Here is a 21,859-nt window from a genome sequence, read left to right on the forward strand (position 1 = left end):
GAACAAAGTAAAATACATTTCCTCAACAACAAGATTGTTTGTGTAATTACCTAAAAAATAACCCCCTCTCGATCAACTGATATCTGACTTCTGAAATCTAACTTCTCGATTTTTGACGGCTAACGGCTAATCATACAACAAAAAACCGCCGTATTTTTCAATACGGCGGTTTTAATTTTGTAAAACTAAAAGACCTTATTAGTCTTTAGCTTGACGGCTCGCACGCTTACGCTCACTTTCAGTTAAGTGACGCTTACGAATACGGATGTTCTCAGGTGTAACTTCCACTAACTCGTCATCATCGATGAACTCAATCGCTTGTTCAAGCGTGTAGTTTAGTGGTGGAACAAGTGTTTGTGCTTCATCTGTACCAGATGCACGAACGTTTGTAAGTTGCTTACCTTTAAGCGCGTTTACTGTTAGGTCGTTGTCACGGCTGTGGATACCGATAACCATACCTTCGTAAACTTCAACACCGTGACCGATGAATAACTTACCACGGTCTTGTAAGTTGAATAATGCGTTAGTAAGTGCTTTACCTGTTGCGTTTGCAATCATTACACCATTCTTACGAGCACCGATAGTACCGCCTTTGTGTGGACCATAGTGATCGAATGTGTGGTAAAGAAGACCAGAACCAGACGTTAATGTCATGAATTCAGTTTGGAAACCAATTAAGCCACGGCTTGGGATCATAAAGTCCATACGTACACGGCCTTTACCATCTGGAGACATGTCTGTTAGTTCACCCTTACGAAGACCAATTTGTTCCATGATAGAACCTTGGTGCTCTTCTTGACAGTCGATTGTAAGTGTTTCGTATGGCTCTTCTTTTTGACCATCAACTTCACGAAGGATTACTTGTGGACGAGATACAGCAAGCTCGTAACCTTCACGACGCATGTTCTCGATTAAGATACCTAAGTGTAACTCACCACGACCAGAAACACGGAAGCTATCTGGGTTGTCAGTTTCTTCAACACGTAATGCAACGTTGTGAACAAGCTCAGCTTGTAAACGCTCAAGGATGTTACGTGAAGTTACGAATTTACCTTCTTTACCAGCAAATGGTGATGTATTTACAGAGAACGTCATTGTTACTGTAGGCTCATCAACACTTAGCGGTGGTAATGCTTCAACGGTATTTATATCACAGATAGTGTCTGAGATTTTCAGCTCACCAAGACCTGTGATAGCAATGATGTCACCCGCGCCTGCAGACTCTGCTTCATGACGCTCAAGACCTAAGTAGCTCATTACTTGGCCAACTTTACCATTACGCTTAGTACCATCTGCACTAACAATTGTTACTTGTTGGTTAGGGCGAACAGTACCACGCTTGATACGACCTACACCGATAACACCGATGTACGAGTTGTAGTCAAGCTGAGAAATTTGCATTTGGAAAGCACCTTCAGGATCTGCATCCGGTGGAGATACTTCGTCAACGATCATCTGGAACATTGGTTCCATGTTTTCTGATGGCTCGTCTAAATCCATTGTTGCCCAGCCGTTGATAGCTGATGCATAGATTACTTTAAAGTCTAACTGTTCATCAGTTGCACCTAAGTTATCGAATAAGTCGAAAACTTGGTCCATAACCCAGTCAGGACGTGCGCCTGGTTTGTCGATTTTGTTGATAACAACAATCGGTGTTAAACCTTGTGCGAATGCTTTTTGCGTTACGAAACGCGTTTGCGGCATTGGACCTTCTTGAGCATCAACAAGTAGTAATACTGAGTCAGCCATCGAAAGTACGCGTTCTACTTCACCACCGAAGTCGGCGTGTCCTGGGGTGTCTACGATATTGATATGGTAGTCGTTCCAAGAGATAGCTGTGTTTTTAGCTAAAATGGTAATACCACGCTCTTTCTCAATGTCGTTTGAGTCCATTACGCGCTCTTCGTTACCGCCGCGCGTTTCTAATGTGCCTGATTGCTCAAGCAGTTTATCAACCAAAGTTGTTTTACCGTGGTCAACGTGGGCGATAATCGCTATATTTCTTAACTTTTCGATGCTCATATTTTTTCTCAGAGAAATTGAATCTCATTGATCCTGCAAGATCTACGCACTCACCTGCGTTTTCACCAGATGTCCCAGCATAGGATTTAAAAGGGCGCATATTATCCCTTAATAATGGCATGGATGAAAGTTTATCCAATATAAATTTATAAACTTTCTTCAAGCTTTTTATAAGTATCTGTTTTATAAATGACAAATTTATTAAAATTAAAGTGAATCTTAGCTCAAAACTGGCGAAATTTTCGTTTTTGAACCATATTTTGGCACTAAATCGTGTTCATAACTGAAAAATTGGCACGCTCAATAATTGTGCAAAACAAGGTCGCACTTTTTACGCACCAGAATGATCTTTTTACGCACCAATTTAGTGCAACAAAAGTTAACAAAACAAAGCCTTGTTTGTTTTTTGTAAGTCTAAACAAGGTGTTAAAAAAATGGCACGAAACCAGCTTATATAAGCGAAAAGCAATAATGCAGCAAAAAATAAAACCCAACAATTGGAGGACACATGTCACAATCGGTTTTAGATTTTATCAAAGAAAATGACGTTAAGTTCATTGATTTACGCTTTACTGATACCAAAGGTAAAGAACAGCATGTTTCTATTCCTCATCATCAAATTGATGAAGATTTCTTCGAAGACGGCAAAATGTTTGACGGTTCTTCAATTGCTGGCTGGAAAGGTATCAACGAATCAGACATGGTACTTATGCCTGTTCCTGAGTCTGCGAAAATGGACCCGTTTTCTGAAGAAGCTACACTAATCGTACGTTGTGACGTAGTTGAGCCTTCAACACTTCAAGGTTATGAGCGTGATCCACGTTCTGTTGCAAAACGCGCTGAAGAGTACATGCGTTCTACTGGTATTGCTGACACTGTTTTATTCGGTCCAGAGCCAGAGTTCTTCCTTTTTGATGACGTTAAATACAAATCAGACATGTCTGGTTCTATGTACAAAATCGATTCTGTAGAAGCTGCTTGGAACTCAGATAAAGATTACGAAGGTGGCAACATGGGTCACCGTCCAGGTGTTAAAGGCGGTTACTTCCCGTGTTCTCCTGTTGATTCATCACAAGACTGGCGTTCAGCAACTTGTTTAGTTCTTGAAGAACTAGGTCAAGTAGTTGAAGCTCACCACCACGAAGTAGCAACTGCAGGTCAAAATGAGATCGCAACGCGCTTCAATACAATGGTATTAAAAGCTGACGAAATTCAAGAGATGAAATATGTTATCCATAACATGGCTCACCTTTACGGAAAAACAGCGACATTCATGCCTAAACCAATCGTAGGTGATAACGGTTCTGGTATGCACTGCCACCAATCTTTAGGTAAAGATGGCGTAAACATCTTCGCTGGTGACAAATACGCTGGTCTATCTGAAGAAGCTCTTTACTACATCGGTGGTATCATCAAGCACGCTAAAGCAATCAACGCATTTGCTAACGCATCAACTAACTCATACAAGCGCCTAGTACCAGGCTTCGAAGCACCAGTAATGCTTGCATATTCTGCACGTAACCGTTCTGCTTCAATCCGTATCCCAGTGGTACCGTCTGCAAAAGCACGTCGTATCGAAATTCGTTTCCCTGATCCAACAGCTAACCCATACTTAGCATTCTCTGCAATGCTTATGGCTGGCCTAGACGGTATCAAAAACAAGATCCACCCTGGCGATGCAATGGACAAAGACTTATACGATCTACCTGCTGAAGAAGCAGCTGAGATCCCACAAGTTGCATCTTCTTTATCTGAAGCACTAGCATCATTAGACGCTGACCGTGAGTTCTTAACTCAAGGTGGCGTATTCACTGATGACCTAATCGATGCATACATCGCGCTTAAAGGTCAAGAAGTTGAAAAACTTAACATGACAACTCACCCAGTTGAGTTCGAAATGTACTACAGCGTGTAACACACGCTGTAGCAGAATTATCTAAAAGATAATAAATGTGTGTTCTCAAGCCCGCTCTGCGGGCTTTTTTAATGGTAATTGAGCGGGTTCTACTCTACAGTTTTATTTAGATTAAAAAATGCAGGGTTGCAGGGTGAAAAGCACAACTTTATTGGTACTATCGCTGATTTTTATAAGCTTTTTTGGCTATAGCGCAGCGCAGAAAGTGTATTCTTGGAAAGATAAAAACGGCGTTTTAGTATTTTCTGATACACCGCGCCCTGGCGCTACCGAAGTAAAGATGAATACCCAAAACCTGACCATGCCAGCTACCGACACCAGCATACTTGATAGCGCACCAAGTGCGACACCTGTCAAATTTAAAGTCAGTATTGCTTCTCCTGCTAATGAAGCGACCGTGCGAGAAAATACCGGTTCAGTGTATGTCACTGCTCGAATTAGCCCACGCTTTGAAAACGGATTTAAAGTACAACTTTTATTTGATGGTTCTGCCCATGGTGCACCAAGTAATAGCACGACCTTTGCACTAAGAGAGGTCGAGCGTGGAGAACACACATTACAAGCTAAACTTTATGATGCTAATAATAAACTCGTTTCGGTTAGCCCAGTCAGCACCTTTTTCATGCACAGAACCTCAATTTATGGCGGAAACTAAGGTTTTTGGCATGACTTCTCGCAAAGTAAAAAGAGTATGCTAAGCTGCACTAAATTGAAACGCACTAAAATGGTGCAACCATGCTCAGTGAAACACATTTTAACTCTGAACTGCTCGACAGTATTTGGAAAAATTTAAGTACTGCTGTCATTTTACTCGACCGAGATTTTAAACTGGTTTATGCAAACGATAGCGCCAGTGAGCTTTTAGGTTTAGGACCCAAGCGCATTATCAACCAACCGTTCGATAACCTATTCAATTACCACTCAATAGACTTAAAACGCATTGCTCAGTATTCGTTGTTCGATGGTGTTGATTGCCACCAGCATAGAGCTGACGTGGTGTTCGTCGATTCTCGCCATGCCAAGCTGACCATTAGCACGCGACGAATAAGCAGCAATGATGAAAATTATATTTTGTTTGAATGCCGCCAAATGGATGATGAAATTCGCCACGATCAAGCTTCGAACCAAATGCATCAGTATCAAGCAGCACGAAATCTAATTCGCGGTTTGGCACACGAAATTAAAAATCCTTTAGGTGGAATTCGCGGAGCGGCGCAATTATTGCAATATGAGGTTGATCAGCAAGAACGTGATCAATGTGCCGAATTAATCATTGAACAAGCAGACCGTTTACGCGAGCTTGTGGACCGCTTACTTGGTCCGAATCAATTGCCACATAAATCCTATGGCAACATTCACCAAGCGTTAGAGTCAGTGATTAAACTGAGCATGTTAGATAACAATGCCAATATCACTTTAGTGAAAGACTATGATCCAAGTATACCGAGTGTATACATTGACCAAAGTAAAATTCAACAAGTGGTACTGAACATTATTCGTAATGCACAACAGGCACTGGTTGATGGTGGCGAGATAAGAATAAAAACCCGCATCAATCATCAACACAGGCGCCCAGGTAAGGCGCCGAAAAAAACCTTGCTGATCCAAATTTCGGATAACGGCCCAGGTATAGACAAGAGCTTACGTGAAACCTTGTTCTACCCAATGATCACCAACAAAGAAAATGGATCAGGGCTTGGTTTATCGATAGCGCAAACCTTGGTTGACCAACATGACGGCCACATTGATTGTGACAGTTGGCCAGGCCATACAGAATTTAATATCTATTTGCCTTTTACGGATTAATGGTTTTTTGGAGTAGTCATGAAAACAGTCTGGTTAGTTGATGATGATGCCTCAATTCGCTTTGTACTAGAGAAAGCGTTGGCACGTGCAGGATTTGAAACTGAAAGCTATGCGAACGCACAAGATGTGCTTAATGCATTAAAGTTTAGCCAGCCAACGGTATTAGTATCTGATGTACGAATGCCGGGTATGGACGGCATGGCGTTACTTGAGACTATCGCCGATCAAAACCCTGGCCTGCCAGTGATCATCATGACCGCTCACTCAGACTTAGACTCAGCGGTTAATGCCTTCCAAAAAGGGGCATTTGAGTATCTCGCTAAACCGTTCGATTTAGATGAAGCTGTCGCGCTGGTCGAAAGCGCATGCCGTGCTAATTCAACGAAAAAAACTAAACGTAAGCAAGCCCCACAAACCAATGCGCATATCATAGGCGAAGCGCCTGCTATGCAAGAGGTGTTTAGGGCAATTGGTAAATTATCAGCATCAAGTATGAGCGTTCTGATTAATGGTGAGTCAGGGACAGGTAAAGAGCTAGTTGCAAGTGCCCTGCATAACCACAGCCCTCGTAAAGAAAACCAATTTATAGCTTTGAATATGGCTGCCATTCCAAAAGAATTGGTCGAGTCAGAGTTATTCGGTCACGAAAAAGGCGCGTTCACTGGAGCCGACAGTATTCGTAAAGGCCGTTTTGAACAAGCGAATGGCGGCACCTTATTTTTAGATGAAATAGGTGATATGCCTCTCGATGTACAAACACGTTTATTACGCGTGTTAGCCGATGGTGAGTTTTACCGTGTTGGTGGTCATCAAAGTATTAAAGTTGATGTACGTATTATCGCTGCAACGCACCAAAACCTCGAAGACTTGGTAAAACAAGGTAAGTTTCGTGACGACTTATTCCATCGCTTAAACGTGGTGCGTTTACGCTTACCCGCGTTACGTGAGCGTACTGAAGATATTGAACGACTAGCACAACACTTTTTACATAAAAGTGCCAAAGAGTTGCAGGTTGAAAGCAAAATTTTAAGCCCTAAAGCTACTGAGCAACTGCGCTTATTCAATTGGCCAGGTAACGTGCGCCAATTAGAGAATACCTGCCGCTGGTTAACGGTTATGGCACCGGGTGAGCTGATCAGCGAGCAAGATTTACCACCAGAGATTGTTGCTGTTACACCGACTGAGCAAGAAGGTGATTGGCTGGATGCATTTCAACAATGGCTTAACCTTGAACTTAAACAAGGCAAAGAAAATATTTGGCCAGCCATTCAAGCACAACTCGAAACTCGTTTGATTAAAACCGCCCTTGCCAACTGTGCTGGCCACAAGCAAGAAGCCGCAGTGAAGATTGGTTGGGGCCGCAATACATTGACCCGCAAGCTAAAAGAGCGCAATATTAGCTAATTTCGCGCTATACCTATGTGAGTCAATGAAGTTAATCGAGCACATTCCACTAATTAAACAAATGGAAATTATTAACAGATTGTCGTTCTTTAGAGAGTTTACTCTCAGTGAACGACAAGTGTTATTAGAGTCATTCAGTCATTTGTATTTGGTCAAACAAGGCCGCGCTGTTTTTAAACAATACGATGCTGATAAACGGCTTTATATCGTGCTAAGCGGCTCACTGATGGTGTTCAAACAAAGTCATTTACTCGAACTTGGCACCATTGAGCCCGGTGAGTTTATCGGTGAAGGCGCATTTATCAATAACCGAGAGCACAGTACCAGTGCACGCGCTAGAGTCGATACCATTTTATTAGCTATTTCCCCTGAAGCACTCACCCGCTTACCCAATGTGATCCGCGAAAAAATTAAAGATCGCATAATCGAGGGCATGAGTGAACGTATTACCAAGCTTAGTAATTACCTTGAGTCGCGAAGCTAGTCCATATACACAATTTGTAATGAGCAATTTAACCAACTTGGGCTATTAACACGTGCCGTGTAACGGTAAGTATCTGATGGTTTCATACCAAAAGGAGTGCTCACTTCTGGCGTTAAATGACTGTATGTTTGCGAATAATTTTTATAATAAATGACTAGGTAGCCATATAAATAATCCCAATCTAGGGAGACTGTTCTACCACTTGTAAGGGTAAAGTGCGCCTGCTTATCATTAAATGTAACTGCAAGATCATTATACTTGTCTTCAACGCATCCAGTGGTGAGTACACGAGCCGGCATAGTAAAACTGGTGGTGGTATTTTTAGCTTTTAAGTAAAAGCCAATATTGCCATGATTGTAAAAGTGATTGGCATCTGTGGTGTACTTAATTTCGGCTTGATAACCCAGTCCCTGCATAATTTCAGCTAGTTGCTCGGCTTCATGAGTAAGAATCTTATCGCTCGATAGCATTAAGGTTGCATCAGTAAACTCTCTTGGCACAGGAAGCTGGGTATATTCATAGGGTAAGCTTTGTTTATTTAATGCTTGCTCTAATGATTGCAACTGCGACTGTTCAAGGTTTTCTGTGTATACGTAAACTGTTGGTTGCTGACAACCTGCCAAAATTAAAAATATGGCTGCTGAAATTATCCTTTTCATGTTCATTCTCACTTTAGATTACAAGCGTAGTCTAAAGTGAGAAAAACAATAAATCAATTAAGATGTTTTTTTAGCCAACTATTAACACTTTGACGGGTATATAGAATATCTTTAAATAAACGGTGAGTTTGATGCTGAAGCAGCTTTTCTTTGTTTGTTTCACCTGAACTTAACTGGCTATGGTTATCATTAAAGCGCGAAATTAACGCAAAACCTTGTTCTGATTTTTCAGGCTGAGATTTAATTGTTTGCGTCAACAAAGCTCGCACATCATCTGCAGCAAGCAATGACGAATCTTGCAAACCCATTAACTCTTTTCTTAGCGCTGATCTTACGCCCATTACAACTTCTCCTGAACGAATAAAAAATGAAACGGACATGCATTTAGCAATTTGTACACCAATTCCAAACGCGCGCAGTGTACCCAGTAAATACTGCAGTTTTTTTACTGTTTATAAAAATGTCAGATTATTTATTGCTGCAAATTTTAACCGCTTGAAGAACTTAAAAATTTAATCTTGGTTCAATTGAGTGCTAGGCTTTATAATGGCTGCGATTGAATTAAGAGAGACCAACATGAACGAAGATTTCATCGAAATTGAACTAGAAGAAGAGCCAATAGAGTTATGTAACTTGCTAAAAGTGCTCGACCTAGTCGAAACAGGCGGCCAAGCAAAAGCCTTAATTGGTGAAGGTTATGTTGGGGTTAACTATGAAATTTGTACAATAAAACGGAAAAAATTATACAGTGGTGACGTATTGGCATTCGATGGTGAGTTGTTCCAACTGACACTAAGCGAAGATGCAACACCAAATCCTCGCCCACCGGAACCGGTACAAAAAGCACAACCACAAAGCGCTGAAGAAGCGCCAAAAAAATCAAAGCGTAAACGTACTAAAAAGCCAAAAGTAGACGAAAAAACCGGTCGCCGCCCTATCTCGTTTGGTTAACTAGAGCTTGCTTAGTTAGCATAAATCACCTTTAATTGAATGCGATTATAACAACAATAAAAGGTGATTTATGAATCCTCCAGCTTGGCTCAAGCCACTTGCTTGGGCAGCCCTTGTATGGAATCTTTTAGGTGTCATTGCGTTCGTAATGCAACTGTTGATCACACCCGAAATGATTAACCAACTCCCCGAAGCACAACAAGCCGCATACCGCGACATACCCCTCTGGTCAACGGCTGCCTTTGCGATAGCCGTGTTTGCAGCAAGCTTCGCGAGCATCTTATTACTGACAAAAAAAGCCCTTGCGCGCGAGTTATTTTTAATCTCGTTTATCGCCGTATTAGTCCAGCAATATTATAATTTTGTGGTGATAGATAGCCTTGCTATGTTTGGTACTAGCGCATTAGCAATGCCATTGTGTGTTATCGTTATTGGTTTACTATTACTGTTTATTAGCCATAAAGGTAAACAACAAAACTGGCTTAACTAAAAACACTTATTTCTGAGGGTAGTTTAAAGTGACTACCCTTTTTATCTGCCTCCTTCCCTTGAAATAAATCACATCAGCAGCAACTATATTAGGTAGCATATTTTTTCATCAGCTAGATGAATTTCTCAGCTGGTATTAAGTTTGCAATAACACTGTGTCTATTTCGAAAAGGAAACAACAAAGCAAGCCAAATTGCTTGCTCAAACCACAGGGGCAAATAATGAATAACAGTTTTGATACCCAAAAGCAGCTTACGATTAATGGTGAGCAATACCATATTCACTCTTTACAAGGTTTAGGCGACAAAGCAAAACGTCTGCCATTCTCTCTAAAAATCTTACTTGAAAACCTGTTGCGCAATGAAGATGGCGTTAATATTAAAAAGCAAGATATCGATGCTTTACTAAACTGGGACCCTCAAGCGAAACCATCAGCAGAAGTAGCGTTTACACCTGCTCGCGTTGTAATGCAAGATTTTACTGGCGTACCCGCCATTGTCGATTTAGCCGCGATGCGTGATGCCATGGAAAAACTTGGCGGCGACCCTGCAAAAATTAATCCGCTGTCACCTGCTGAGCTTGTTATTGACCACTCAGTGCAAGTTGACGGCTACGGTGAAGATGGCTCATTCGACTTAAATGCGAAACTTGAATATGAGCGTAACAAAGAGCGTTACGAATTTTTACGCTGGGGGCAAACTGCCTTCGATAACTTGAAAGTCGTGCCACCAGCAACCGGCATCGTACACCAAGTTAACTTAGAATATTTAGCCCGCGTGGTATTTAACGATAGTAAAAATGGTAAATCACTCGCCTACCCAGATACCCTAGTCGGAACCGATTCGCACACCACCATGATCAATGGTCTTGGGGTATTAGGCTGGGGTGTGGGTGGTATTGAAGCCGAAGCCGCAATGCTTGGTCAACCAATCAGCTTACTTATTCCACAGGTCGTTGGCTTTAAGCTCAATGGTCGCCTGCCAGAAGGTACGACCGCAACAGACCTTGTGCTAACCGTGACAGAAATGCTGCGTAACCATGGCGTAGTGGGTAAATTTGTTGAGTTTTATGGTGATGGTCTTGCTGATTTACCGCTTGCAGACCGTGCAACTATTGCAAACATGGCGCCTGAGTATGGTGCAACCTGCGGTATTTTCCCAATTGATGATGAAACCATTAACTACCTACGTTTAACTAACCGCGATGACAAACAACTTAAACTCATCGAGGACTATGCAAAGCACCAAGGCTTATGGCGTAACCCTGGCGATGAAGCTCATTATACCGACACACTAGAGTTATCACTTGATGATGTTGTACCAAGCCTTGCTGGACCTAAGCGTCCGCAAGATAGAATTGCCCTTGATAAAGCAGGTAGCATTATTGGTGAGCACTTAAAAGGCTTTCAAGAAGAACGTATGCAACATCGCGATAAAAGCGATGTTCAAGAGGCGCGCATTGAAGATGAAGGCCCAACCACCAACCCTGATGAGCCAGTAAACGAAGCACAGTTTATGGGCGCAGCTAAGGTTAACTTTAAAGGCGAAGAGTTTGAGCTTAATGATGGTGCTTGTGTCATTGCTGCAATTACAAGTTGTACAAACACGTCAAACCCAAGTGTTATTTTAGCTGCTGGCCTAGTGGCTAAAAAAGCCAAACAATTAGGATTAAAGGTTAAGCCATGGGTTAAAACCTCACTTGCTCCAGGCTCACAAGTGGTGACTGATTACTTGAAAAAAGCCGACTTAATGGATGACTTAGATGCCTTAGGCTTTAACCTTGTCGGTTATGGTTGTACAACCTGTATCGGTAACTCAGGCCCACTAGCTGATGAAATCACCGATGCAATTCAAAAGCATAAACTGGTTGTAAGCTCTATTTTATCGGGTAACCGTAACTTTGAAGGCCGTATTCACCAAGATGTGAAAATGAACTTCTTAGCCTCACCACCCCTTGTGGTTGCATACGCAATTGCGGGTCGTACAGATATAGACGTGTATAACGAGCCGCTTGCGCAAGACCCTAATGGTAATGACATTTATCTAAAAAATATTTGGCCAAGTGTTAGTGAAGTAAACGAGCTCGTCCGCGAAACTGTAACCAAAGAAATGTTCGCATCAAGCTATGGCAATGTGTATCAAGGTGATGATCGTTGGCAGAAAATTCAAATTCCTGATGGCAAGCTTTATGATTGGGATGATGCGTCAACCTACATCAAAAAAGCACCTTTCTTTGATGGTATGGAGATTGAGCCTCCTGGCATTCCAAGTATTAGTGGTGCGCGCTGTTTAGCAAAATTAGGTGACTCAGTTACCACTGACCACATCTCGCCAGCAGGTGCGATTAAAGCGGATGCGCCAGCAGGTCTTTACTTGCAAGAGCACGGTGTACAAAAAGCACAATTTAACTCGTATGGTTCGCGCCGTGGTAACCACGAAGTAATGATGCGCGGTACCTTTGCTAATGTGCGTTTACGTAATCTATTAGCACCGGGTACCGAAGGCGGTGTGACCCGTATGCAACCAAGCGATGAGCTCGCCAGCATTTATGATGCAGCGATGCAATATCAGCAAGATGGCACGCCTCTGATTATTTTAGCGGGCGCCGAATATGGCACAGGCTCATCACGCGACTGGGCTGCTAAAGGTTCACTTTTACTTGGTGTTAAAGCCGTTATTGCACAAAGCTATGAGCGTATTCACCGTTCAAACTTGATTGGTATGGGTGTTTTACCCCTACAATTTAAAGAAGGTGAAAGCTATGAATCACTGGGTCTAACCGGCCAAGAGTCATTCGACTTTGAAGGCTTATATGACAAAACCAATGAAGTCAGTGTGATTGCCACTAACAGTGAAGGCAAACAAATTAGCTTTAGTGTTGATGTGCGTATAGATACCCCGAAAGAGTGGGATTACTACAAACACGGCGGTATTTTACAGTATGTACTGCGTAATATGCTGGCTGAGCAGTAATTGCTTTTAAGTTAACTAAGGGGCTGAATTTCAGCCCCTTTTTTTGTTTAAATCACCAATTAATTGCAGTTTAGACCAACACACTTACTTACAAAAAATGAAAAGCACATAAAAATCAGCATGTTAAAATTGGACCATAGTTTGCAAATGCTAACCAGATAAAAATCACAATAATTTTGGAATCCTTATGACTATTGCATCATTCAAACGCGCAATTTGCGCAACGGCCATCTCATCAAGTTTATTATTAACGGGCTGTGTTATTCATGTCTCTCCGGGTCAAATCGCAGAACAAAAACAACAAGACTTAAGCGTGTCGGCTGTAAATTTAAACGAGCTAAAAATTGATGCCGAAGCAGGTTCACTGATCATCAAAGGCGACAGCAACGCCACGGCTATCACAGTAAATGCTAATATCTATGCGGCTAAAGGCGATGAGACCTATACATTAACCCTCGAAAAGCACGGCGACACCGCAGAGCTTATCAGTAAGCTCAATAATGGTAGCTTATCGTTTTACAGTGGTTCATCACCTCATATTGATTTAATTGTCTCTGTGCCTAGCAACCTCAAACTAGAGATCGATGATGACTCAGGTGATATCGTGATACGTGCAATGCAAAACGATATCAGCATTGATGATGATTCAGGAGCACTTGTGATCGAAGGTGGTCGTAATATTAATATTGATGATGACTCGGGGGATATTCGCATTAGCAATGTCAGCGGCAATATCAGCATTGAAGACGATTCTGGCTCAATAATGATAGACCAAGGGCAAGGGCGTATTGATATTGAAGATGACTCTGGTGATATCCGCATCGAAAACAGCCAAGGCCCTGCACGTATTATTGATGAATCAGGTAGTATCAGCATTAAAACATTGGCTGGTGCGCTTACCATTGAAGATGGCTCTGGTGATATAGATGTAAGACAAATCAAAGGGCTGGTTACCATTACCGATGGCTCTGGCAGCATTTATGTGGATGACACACTCGGCCTGACAATTATCGAAGCGGGTTCAGGTGATTTAAGCATCGATAACATCAACGGCCCAGTAAAATTGGACAAATAACCGACAATTGCTTGATTTAGAACAATCCTATTAATGACAACAGCACCTACACTTTAATTAAGGCTAAAGTGAGGTGCTTGTATGACCGAACAAACTATCATTCGAATCTTAAAAACCTTTATTATTTTAGGTATTTGCCTAATTATATTGGGGCATTCTTTATTAGCTGGTAATTACTTAAGTGATAGTATGGGTATACATGGCATTATGATCAGCGCAGCGTGTATTGCCGTTGGTGTGCTATTCTCTTTGCCTACCAAAATTTATCTCACTATTTTACTTATGAAAATGGAAAGCGATCTAAAAGCACATAACAAACAGAGCTAATTTCCACCTTGCTCTTTGAGCTGCTGTTCAAGTTGCTTGTTACGTTGCTCCATAAGCTGTTTTACTTGCTCAGCGTCTTGCATCATCTTTTGTACATTTTTAGGGTCGTATACGCCAAGCGCTGAAGGTGCTTCGTTAGCTTTAACGGTTGCTGGTTGCTTCTCATCTGCCTGAAAAGTCTCTGCAGGTAGCACTGTTATGTCGTTCGGATCTAAACTTACCGGGGTACTAACGTAATTAGGGTGAGGTGTATCAGCATAGTGCCACTGACCATGTTCATCTTGCCATTTATAAACAACAACAGGTGTATTAACGTCTTTGCTAAAACTCAATTTCTCAGTGAGCTTTTTTGCTTGGCTGGTAAGTGTATCGGCACTTTGCGAAGCAAAATCACTCACATCACCACTAACTTTTTCTGAGTAACGCTCGAACATGCTCAGTTCTAAGTAAGGTTTACCGTCTGGCTTTTTAATGTAAAACAGCAGCGCAACACTGGTTAGTAGCAGCATAACCGCAAGGTAACAAAAACGCTTAATCATTCCATTTACCGATTATTGGTAGTTACTCTCAATCTTAGCAAATTCACCGGATGATTTAAGATTTTTCATAAATTCATTAAATTGCTCGCTGATACGCTTCCCTTTTTCATTATAAGCAAACTGTAATTGCATTGGCGCTTTGCCCACACTGTAATCACTTACCGTGAATTTTTTAAAGGCATTATTTTTTGAGGCATACCACTGCAGTGTGTTTTTTGCGATCACAGCAACACGTTGATTTTGCTGTATGTCGACTAAAGCCTTCAGCATATCTAGTTCAGAGTAAAAGTCCTCACGGTGCAATTTTCCAGATGCAAACAACGCTTCAAATTGCGGATAGGTGTAGCCAAAGCGGGCCATCAACACATAACCACCTAGCTCATCAATAGCTGGAATATGACAACCTCTCGGCATAACTAAAATATCTTCAACAACTGCGATGCTATCACTCCAATAGTATTGATTACCTCCGCGATACCACTGCTCAGACTCTAAGCGCACATCAACCTTGCCTTCATCAAGTAAATGCTGTGAACGTACCTCAGGAACTAAAATATAGTCAGTTTTCAGCTTGTACTGTTCAGCAAATCGCTCAAGTAGCTCATCAACTAACCCCTTTTGTTTGCCACTAACTAAATGGTATGGAGGGTAATCTGTGTCATAAAGCGCAACCCTCAAAGTTTCTGCTCGCACTAAAGGCACAATTAAAAACAACAATAAAAAAACAACAGCACGACTCATAATTTTCTCTCATAAAATTGAGCCAGGGATTGTATATAAATAGCACAAAAAAAGCGCAACCTAGGTTGCGCTTTACGAAAATTCTGATAGGAATTTAGGATTAGATACCATCACCGTCAATATGTAAGCCACATTCACGGTTTAAACCAAAGAAACGCGTCTCTTCTTCTGTCATACCTGGTTCAAGTTTACGCGTGGTGTGTACATCACCCATAGACACATAACCTTGTTCCCAAAGTGGGTGATACGGTAAATCATGCTTAGTTAGATACTGATAAATATCTCGGTTGTTCCACTCAATAAGTGGGTAGACTTTCACAGTACCACGGCTGATTTCAACAATTTGCTTGTCAGCACGGCTTGATGATTGATCACGGCGCAAACCACTAAACCAAGTGCCTGCTTGCAGCTCGTTTAAAGCGCGGCTCATAGGCTCAACTTTATTAAGTTGATTATACTGCTTAATACCGGCTTCACCTTGCTCCCAAAGTTTACCAAACTTCGCTTCTTGCCACGCGGGGCTAAGCTTAGCTTTATAAACTTTAAGATTAAGCGAAAGTCGCTCCGTCATTTGCTCGATGAACTGATAGGTTTCAGGGAACAAATAACCAGTGTCAGTCAGTACCACAGGAATATCTGGCTGCTGCGATGTCACTAAGTGCAACATCACCGCCGCTTGAATACCAAAGCTCGACGACAAAAAGTGTGTGCTTGGTAAGTTTTCAAGTGCCCACGCAACACGCTCTTCTGCGCTTTTATCAGCCAAAAGACCATTAATATCAGCCAGCATGGCTGTTTGGTCTTCTTTGCTCATCGTTAAGATGTCTTTAAATTCACTCATGGTTAATTCCAAACCTTAAAGCGGTATCGCTTATAAAATTATGCGTGAAAATCGGTTACTGAAACTTTTACTTCAGCAACAATGCCTTTGCGAATTACAAAATCACCAAAACACTCGCCTTCATTTCGCTCATTTGCCCATTGGCCAATTAGCTTATCGAATGCTTCTAGGTATACGTCTTCGCCGACATTTTCTAAATACAATTTTGGAATACGCGTGCCTTCGCGGTTACCGCCTAAGTACACGTTGTATTTACCCGGACCTTTACCAACCAGACCCGCTTCTGCCAACATGGCTCGGCCACAGCCATTCGGACAACCCACAACACGCATAATGATGTTGTCATCGCTGATACCGTGCTTAGCTAATAACGCTTCAGTTTTCTCAATTAAGCTTGGTAAATAGCGCTCTGCTTCAGCCATCGCTAACGGACACGTTGGCAATGCCACACACGCCATTGAGTTTTTACGCTGCTCTGTATGACTGTCATCAATTAAGCCATGGTTGCGAGCAATTTCTTCGATTACCGCTTTTTGATCAGCCGGAACACCTGCGATGATCAAGTTTTGGTTTGCAGTCATGCGGAAATCACCTTGGTGAATTTCAGCAATTTTACGGCAGCCTGTTTTAAGAGGTTGATTTGGGTAATCTAAAATACGGCCACTTTGAATAAACAGCGTTAAGTGGTGCTTACCATCAATACCTTCAACCCAACCGATACGGTCACCACGGTGAGTGAACTCATACGGGCGGCTTTGCTCAAATTGAACACCGGCACGTTTTTCAACTTCAGCTTTAAATACATCAGAACCTACACGATCTAATGTGTACTTAGTTTTCGCATTTTTACGATTAGAGCGGTTACCCCAATCACGCTGTACAGACACCACGTGCTCAGCAATTTTTAACGTATGCTCAAGTGGAATAAAACCAAAGTCATCTGCTTTACGCGGATACGTTGCTGTATCACCGTGAGTCATCGCAAGACCACCACCCACTAACACGTTAAAGCCAACTAACTTGCCGTTTTCTGCAATTGCCACGAAGTTTAAGTCGTTCGCATGCACATCCACTTCATTGTTCGGTGGAATTGTTACTGTGGTTTTAAACTTACGCGGTAAGTAAGTTGAACCTAAAATTGGCTCTTCAGTGGTTTCACTCTTTTCGCCATTTAACCAAATTTCAGCGTATGCTTTAGTTTTTGGTAATAGGTGCTCAGAGATCTTCGCAGCCCACTCGTAAGCTTCTTGGTGAAGCTCAGACTCAACTGGGTTAGTTGTACATAATACGTTTCGGTTTACATCGCCTGCCGTTGCAATTGAGTCAATACCCACGCTATTAAGCATTTGATGCATGCCTTTAATATTTGGCTTAAGCACACCATGGAACTGGAACGTTTGACGCGTGGTTAAACGAATACTGCCATAGCTGGTTTTCTCTTCAGCAAACTTATCAATCGCTAACCATTGCTCTGGCTTGATGATACCGCCAGGCATACGAGCACGTAACATTACGTTATGTAATGGCTCTAATTTTTGTTTAGCGCGCTCAGGGCGAATATCACGGTCATCTTGCTGGTACATGCCGTGGAAACGGATCAGTTGGAAGTTATCAGCAGTGAACCCACCGGTGATCTCGTCTTTTAAATCTTGCTCAATGGTGCCACGTAAAAAGTTACTTTCTCTTTTCAAACGCTCGTTATCAGAAAGCTTTACGTTTTTGTCTTGTTCGCTCATGGTATTTCCTAAATTTGTTACAGTGACGGCTGTTAGCTTTAAACGTGATTAGTACACGTCTTTCTGATAGCGGTTTGCGCTACGTAAATCTTTTAAATATTGCTCAGCTTGTTCATCATCTTTGCCGCTATTTTCTTTGATAATGTCGACAAGCGCCTGATGAACATCTTTCGCCATACGGTTTGCATCACCACAGATATAGAAATGAGCACCCGCTTCTAACCAAGCAAATACTTCTTGGCTGTTTTTGCGAAGTTTGTCTTGAACATATACTTTTTCGGCTTGGTCACGGCTAAACGCCACATCCACTTTTGTCAGTAAACCTGACTTCAAGTAACCTTGAATTTCTACTTGATATAAAAAGTCTTGAGTAAAGTGTGGGTTACCAAAGAATAACCAGTTTTTACCACTTGCTTCACGAGCATCACGCTCTTGTAAAAACGCACGGAATGGTGCAATACCTGTACCCGGACCTACCATGATAATTGGCGTTTCATCATTAGCCGGTAAACGGAAGTTATCGTTATGCTCGCTAAATACTTTTACTTTGCAACCTTCTTCAGCACGACGTGCTAAATAGCCAGAACAACCACCTAAGTGCTCGCTACCAAATGCATCAAACTCAACCAGACCCACAGTTAAGTGAACTTCTTCTTCAACTTCTGCTTGGCTAGATGCGATCGAATATAAACGTGCTTGTAGTTTACGTAAGCAGTCTACTAAGGTTTGTGCTTCAAGCTGAGCTGGGTTTTGACGAATAATATCGAAGATTTGGCGAGGTTCGATGTACTCACGCATTGCCGCTTTATCTTCAACCAACTTTAATAAATCAGGGCTGCCAGTTGCTGTTGCGTATTTTTCAACAAAACCTGGGTATGACTGAGTTAATTCTAATTTTTCGATTAATGCATCACGAACACTTAGTTCTTCGTCGCCAAGTTTAACCGTGCTAGATGCATCGATTTGTGTAAGCGTAAGTACTTCATCAACAAGCGCTTCGTCATTTAAGAAGTAAACGCCTAGCGAATCACCCGGTGTATAGGTAATGTCTGAACCTTCTAATGAAATTTCAACATGACGCACGTCTTTGGTTGAATCACGACCGGTAATTTTTTGCACAACACTTAGCTCTGCAGCAAAAGGGTTTTGCTTGGTGTATTGACTTGCTGCTGGTGCCGCTGCAGCAAATGGCATAGCCACAACTTGACCACCACTTGCTTGTTGCTGCGCTTTAAGATCAGGCTCAAACGCATCAAGTGCACCATCAATCCACTTAGCTGCTTCATCATCGTAATCTACATCTAGGTCAGCACGCTGGAAAATAGTTTCTGCGCCAAGCTTGTTAAAACGCTCTTCAAAATCTTTTGCTGTTTGGCAGAAGAACTCATAACTTGAATCACCTAAGCCAATCACAGCCACTTTAACACCATCTAGTTTAGGTGCTTTTTTAGTTGTTAAGAATTCATGAAGGCTTTCAGCGTCTTCTGGTGGCTCACCCTCACCGTAGGTTGAAACAACAACCGTGATAAACTTTTCTTTTTTCAGGGCTGTTGGTTTGTAGTCAGCCATGTTTACTAGCTTAACAGTTAGACCGCGCGACTCTGCCTGCTCTTTTAACTTGCTCGCCACGCCTTTTGCGTTACCCGTTTGCGAGCCGTATAAAATAGTTAGCGGCGGTGCATCACCTACAGCTGGAGTGGCAGCAACACCACCGGTTAATGCACCTGCGTTGGCATTCGCAGCTAAGTAACCACTTACCCACGCTTGCTGAATTGGATTAAGTTCAGCCACTAAGCCTTGCAGCTTCTGTACTTGCTCTTGCGATAGCGGGCTCGCCGCTGCATTTAGTTGACTTAACAACATGAATTTATTCCTCGTAACCCTGAAAAGTTAACTGCGAAACGAACTTGCTACTGTCATTTCGCGAACAATTTTTTCGACTTTAAAGACTCAATAGAAATGCTTTAAAGGTTTATCTGAGCGTGAAGAATAACGAGGTCTGAGGCGATTAAAAAAGAATAGAATCTGCTTTGATATTCCATTTAGTTATTAATTTAGTATTTATCCAAAAAAAACATGTTAAAAGCAAAAATTCCCAAATAAGAAACTTTTATTAATTAACATTATTGCAACACAAGCCAATTAGCCTATACTCGCTGTGTTCATTTTGAGAACAGCAAAAACTATTAAAATATAAAAAGGAAAATACAATGTCACACGGGACATGTAAAAAATATATGCTAGCCAGTAGCTTACTTTGTTTAGCAAGTTCAGCATTGGCAAATGTTAGTAACGCCGACTTCGAAAGCTGGTCAGCAAATACCCCTGCAAGCTGGAGCACTATTGATAGCGGTATTAGTCTCAGCGCTAATACTAATGTGGTTTACTCAGGTAATTACTCAGCACAAGTCGTGGTTAATACTGGCACCCAAAGTAATACCGATTTACAACAATTAGTAGAGGTAATGGCGGGTGAAAGTTATGAGTTTTCTGCTTGGGTTTACCATACAGAAGGTGGCGTAAAAGCTCGCTTAGTAGTTGATGGCTATCAAGGCTATTCTAACTCAGCATTAACTAATCAATGGCAACAAATCAGTTATCAGTACACAGCCCATGCTACTACATCAATTAATGTTGGCCTACGCTTTTACGACGTAACTGGTTTTGATGGCAGCGAAGTGGTTTATGTAGATAACTTTGCACCAAACACAGGCTCAACCCCACCACCTACGGGCAGCTGCGCCGATAACCAAGTATCTTTTACCCTCACTACCGATAACTATGGGGAAGAAACCAGCTGGCAAATAACCAATAGCCAAGGTAGTGCAGTGGCATCGGGCGGCAGCTACGCAGCAAATACTCAGTACAGTGAGCAAGCATGTTTAACTGATGGTGACTATATCTTTACTATTTTTGATAGCTATGGTGATGGCATATGTTGCTCTTACGGTAACGGTAGCTATAACCTTTCATTCGGTCAAACAGTACTTGCCAGTGGGGCAAGCTTCCAAAGCTCAGAAGCTACGCCGTTTACTTTGGGTGATAGCTCAGGCGGCGGTGACGGGGGTGGTACAACCCCAACAGAGCCAACGGGATACTATGTTACAACGCAAGGCCTTAGTGGTTATGCACTGAAAACAGAGTTATACAACATCATCAAAGGTCATAACTCGCAAGGCTATTCTGCGATTTGGAGTTTTTATGATGTTGCTTCACGCGATAAGTATTTTGAAAACGACAACTCTATTTTAGATCGTTATTCAGAAAACCCCGCAGGCCAAGACAGCTACAACTATGTTGCTGTAAGCGACCAATGTGGTACATACAACAGCGAAGCAGATTGCTACAACCGTGAGCATTCTTTCCCGAAAAGTTGGTTTGGCGGTAAGGTTGAGCCCATGAATTCAGACGTACATCACATTTTTGCCACTGATGGTTATGTGAATTCAAAACGCAGTAACTACCCGTTTGGTGAAGTAGCTAGTGCAAGCTATACCTCTAGTAACGGCAGTAAATTAGGCAGCGCTGCTAGCTCATTAAATTACTCAGGAACGGTTTTTGAGCCTATTGATGAGTTTAAAGGTGACTTTGCAAGAGCCTATTTCTATATGGCAACACGCTATGAAAACGTGATTGGCTCATGGCAAAACAACACAACCTACATTAATGCTGTACTGAATGGTTCATCTAATCAGGTTTTTGAGAGCTGGGTCGTTGCTATGTTATTAAAGTGGCATAACGAGGATCCTGTTAGCCAATTAGAGTTTGACCGTAACCAAGCAGCTTATGAACATCAAGGTAACCGCAACCCATTTGTGGATCACCCAGAATTTGTAGAAATGATTTGGTAACTTCGTTAAGCCAAGGCACTTAGTTTCGGCTAAGTGCCTTTTTATAC

19 protein-coding genes are annotated in these 21,859 nt (G+C 42.0%); 11 read left to right on the forward strand and 8 right to left on the reverse strand.

Annotated elements, in window-relative coordinates; all coding sequences use genetic code 11:
- Positions 1-198 precede the first annotated feature (198 nt).
- Positions 199-2,022 (reverse strand): translational GTPase TypA, encoded by a 1,824-nt coding sequence (gene typA / locus AADY36_RS15605; protein ID WP_285221964.1) that lies wholly within the window; start codon positions 2,020-2,022, stop codon positions 199-201.
- 508 nt (positions 2,023-2,530) lie between these two features.
- On the opposite strand from typA, the gene glnA reads away from it, so the two are divergent.
- From glnA to AADY36_RS15630, 5 genes are all read left to right on the forward strand, one after another.
- A complete protein-coding gene (gene glnA / locus AADY36_RS15610) occupies positions 2,531-3,937 on the forward strand; it encodes a glutamate--ammonia ligase (RefSeq protein WP_054563450.1) in 1,407 nt (468 codons plus the stop codon).
- Between the two features lie 133 nt (positions 3,938-4,070).
- Entirely contained in the window at positions 4,071-4,592 is a 522-nt protein-coding gene (locus tag AADY36_RS15615; RefSeq protein WP_239963931.1) for a DUF4124 domain-containing protein, read from the forward strand.
- An 80-nt stretch (positions 4,593-4,672) separates the two neighbouring features.
- Complete coding sequence (gene glnL, locus AADY36_RS15620; protein WP_054563448.1) at positions 4,673-5,743, forward strand: nitrogen regulation protein NR(II); 1,071 nt, start codon at positions 4,673-4,675, stop codon at positions 5,741-5,743.
- An 18-nt stretch (positions 5,744-5,761) separates the two neighbouring features.
- Positions 5,762-7,147, forward strand: a complete 1,386-nt coding sequence (ntrC, locus tag AADY36_RS15625; RefSeq protein WP_054563447.1) for a nitrogen regulation protein NR(I) — start codon at positions 5,762-5,764, stop codon at positions 7,145-7,147.
- Positions 7,148-7,172: 25 nt separating this feature from the next.
- Positions 7,173-7,631 (forward strand): cyclic nucleotide-binding domain-containing protein, encoded by a 459-nt coding sequence (locus tag AADY36_RS15630; RefSeq protein ID WP_054563446.1) that lies wholly within the window; start codon positions 7,173-7,175, stop codon positions 7,629-7,631.
- On the opposite strand, the gene AADY36_RS15635 is transcribed toward AADY36_RS15630, so the two are convergent.
- Both AADY36_RS15635 and AADY36_RS15640 read right to left on the reverse strand, forming a co-directional pair.
- A complete protein-coding gene (locus AADY36_RS15635; RefSeq protein WP_342409202.1) occupies positions 7,628-8,290 on the reverse strand; it encodes a hypothetical protein in 663 nt (220 codons plus the stop codon). The genes AADY36_RS15630 and AADY36_RS15635 overlap by 4 nt on opposite strands.
- 53 nt (positions 8,291-8,343) lie before the next feature.
- Positions 8,344-8,631: a hypothetical protein gene (locus tag AADY36_RS15640; RefSeq protein WP_062566674.1), complete on the reverse strand. Its 288-nt coding sequence runs from the start codon at positions 8,629-8,631 to the stop codon at positions 8,344-8,346.
- Between the two features lie 235 nt (positions 8,632-8,866).
- Here AADY36_RS15640 and AADY36_RS15645 point away from each other — a divergent pair, with 235 nt between their 5' ends.
- From AADY36_RS15645 to AADY36_RS15665, 5 genes are all read left to right on the forward strand, one after another.
- Positions 8,867-9,241: an RNA-binding S4 domain-containing protein gene (locus AADY36_RS15645; RefSeq protein ID WP_054563502.1), complete on the forward strand. Its 375-nt coding sequence runs from the start codon at positions 8,867-8,869 to the stop codon at positions 9,239-9,241.
- A gap of 70 nt (positions 9,242-9,311) precedes the next feature.
- Positions 9,312-9,731 carry a hypothetical protein gene (locus tag AADY36_RS15650; RefSeq protein ID WP_252950661.1) on the forward strand — a complete coding sequence of 140 codons (420 nt, stop codon included), beginning with the start codon at positions 9,312-9,314 and terminating at the stop codon, positions 9,729-9,731.
- Positions 9,732-9,951: 220 nt separating this feature from the next.
- A complete protein-coding gene (gene acnA / locus AADY36_RS15655) occupies positions 9,952-12,702 on the forward strand; it encodes an aconitate hydratase AcnA (RefSeq protein WP_055198926.1) in 2,751 nt (916 codons plus the stop codon).
- Positions 12,703-12,889: 187 nt separating this feature from the next.
- Positions 12,890-13,777: a DUF4097 family beta strand repeat-containing protein gene (locus AADY36_RS15660; protein WP_054563441.1), complete on the forward strand. Its 888-nt coding sequence runs from the start codon at positions 12,890-12,892 to the stop codon at positions 13,775-13,777.
- Between the two features lie 81 nt (positions 13,778-13,858).
- Positions 13,859-14,104 carry a hypothetical protein gene (locus tag AADY36_RS15665; RefSeq protein WP_058584005.1) on the forward strand — a complete coding sequence of 82 codons (246 nt, stop codon included), beginning with the start codon at positions 13,859-13,861 and terminating at the stop codon, positions 14,102-14,104.
- Here AADY36_RS15665 and AADY36_RS15670 read toward each other — a convergent pair.
- From AADY36_RS15670 to AADY36_RS15690, 5 genes are all read right to left on the reverse strand, one after another.
- Complete coding sequence (locus AADY36_RS15670) at positions 14,101-14,643, reverse strand: DUF4124 domain-containing protein (RefSeq protein WP_054563439.1); 543 nt, start codon at positions 14,641-14,643, stop codon at positions 14,101-14,103. The two genes, AADY36_RS15665 and AADY36_RS15670, sit on opposite strands and share 4 nt — an antisense overlap.
- Before the next feature lie 12 nt (positions 14,644-14,655).
- Positions 14,656-15,384: a substrate-binding periplasmic protein gene (locus AADY36_RS15675; RefSeq protein WP_054563438.1), complete on the reverse strand. Its 729-nt coding sequence runs from the start codon at positions 15,382-15,384 to the stop codon at positions 14,656-14,658.
- Between the two features lie 100 nt (positions 15,385-15,484).
- Positions 15,485-16,225: a phosphoadenylyl-sulfate reductase gene (locus AADY36_RS15680; protein ID WP_054563437.1), complete on the reverse strand. Its 741-nt coding sequence runs from the start codon at positions 16,223-16,225 to the stop codon at positions 15,485-15,487.
- A 38-nt stretch (positions 16,226-16,263) separates the two neighbouring features.
- A complete protein-coding gene (gene cysI, locus AADY36_RS15685) occupies positions 16,264-17,961 on the reverse strand; it encodes an assimilatory sulfite reductase (NADPH) hemoprotein subunit (protein WP_054563436.1) in 1,698 nt (565 codons plus the stop codon).
- 48 nt (positions 17,962-18,009) lie between these two features.
- Complete coding sequence (locus AADY36_RS15690; RefSeq protein WP_239963926.1) at positions 18,010-19,824, reverse strand: assimilatory sulfite reductase (NADPH) flavoprotein subunit; 1,815 nt, start codon at positions 19,822-19,824, stop codon at positions 18,010-18,012.
- 347 nt (positions 19,825-20,171) lie between these two features.
- Between AADY36_RS15690 and AADY36_RS15695 the strand changes: the two genes are divergently transcribed.
- On the forward strand, positions 20,172-21,812 hold the full coding sequence (locus AADY36_RS15695; RefSeq protein WP_342409203.1) for an endonuclease: 1,641 nt from the start codon (positions 20,172-20,174) through the stop codon (positions 21,810-21,812).
- Positions 21,813-21,859: the final 47 nt, after the last annotated feature.

The organism is Pseudoalteromonas sp. D15MCD-2 (assembly GCF_038562745.1).
Lineage (GTDB): Bacteria > Pseudomonadota > Gammaproteobacteria > Enterobacterales > Alteromonadaceae > Pseudoalteromonas.

Bases quoted from the DNA above. Each gene is read 5' to 3' on its own strand.
- typA (WP_285221964.1), bottom strand. From the start codon at position 2,022: ATGAGCATCGAAAAGTTAAGAAATATAGCGATTATCGCCCACGTTGAC.
- glnA (WP_054563450.1), top strand. From the start codon at position 2,531: ATGTCACAATCGGTTTTAGATTTTATCAAAGAAAATGACGTTAAGTTC.
- glnL (WP_054563448.1), top strand. From the start codon at position 4,673: ATGCTCAGTGAAACACATTTTAACTCTGAACTGCTCGACAGTATTTGG.
- ntrC (WP_054563447.1), top strand. From the start codon at position 5,762: ATGAAAACAGTCTGGTTAGTTGATGATGATGCCTCAATTCGCTTTGTA.
- AADY36_RS15630 (WP_054563446.1), top strand. From the start codon at position 7,173: ATGAAGTTAATCGAGCACATTCCACTAATTAAACAAATGGAAATTATT.
- AADY36_RS15635 (WP_342409202.1), bottom strand. From the start codon at position 8,290: ATGAAAAGGATAATTTCAGCAGCCATATTTTTAATTTTGGCAGGTTGT.
- AADY36_RS15640 (WP_062566674.1), bottom strand. From the start codon at position 8,631: ATGGGCGTAAGATCAGCGCTAAGAAAAGAGTTAATGGGTTTGCAAGAT.
- AADY36_RS15645 (WP_054563502.1), top strand. From the start codon at position 8,867: ATGAACGAAGATTTCATCGAAATTGAACTAGAAGAAGAGCCAATAGAG.
- AADY36_RS15650 (WP_252950661.1), top strand. From the start codon at position 9,312: ATGAATCCTCCAGCTTGGCTCAAGCCACTTGCTTGGGCAGCCCTTGTA.
- acnA (WP_055198926.1), top strand. From the start codon at position 9,952: ATGAATAACAGTTTTGATACCCAAAAGCAGCTTACGATTAATGGTGAG.
- AADY36_RS15660 (WP_054563441.1), top strand. From the start codon at position 12,890: ATGACTATTGCATCATTCAAACGCGCAATTTGCGCAACGGCCATCTCA.
- AADY36_RS15665 (WP_058584005.1), top strand. From the start codon at position 13,859: ATGACCGAACAAACTATCATTCGAATCTTAAAAACCTTTATTATTTTA.
- AADY36_RS15670 (WP_054563439.1), bottom strand. From the start codon at position 14,643: ATGATTAAGCGTTTTTGTTACCTTGCGGTTATGCTGCTACTAACCAGT.
- AADY36_RS15675 (WP_054563438.1), bottom strand. From the start codon at position 15,384: ATGAGTCGTGCTGTTGTTTTTTTATTGTTGTTTTTAATTGTGCCTTTA.
- AADY36_RS15680 (WP_054563437.1), bottom strand. From the start codon at position 16,225: ATGAGTGAATTTAAAGACATCTTAACGATGAGCAAAGAAGACCAAACA.
- cysI (WP_054563436.1), bottom strand. From the start codon at position 17,961: ATGAGCGAACAAGACAAAAACGTAAAGCTTTCTGATAACGAGCGTTTG.
- AADY36_RS15690 (WP_239963926.1), bottom strand. From the start codon at position 19,824: ATGTTGTTAAGTCAACTAAATGCAGCGGCGAGCCCGCTATCGCAAGAG.
- AADY36_RS15695 (WP_342409203.1), top strand. From the start codon at position 20,172: ATGTCACACGGGACATGTAAAAAATATATGCTAGCCAGTAGCTTACTT.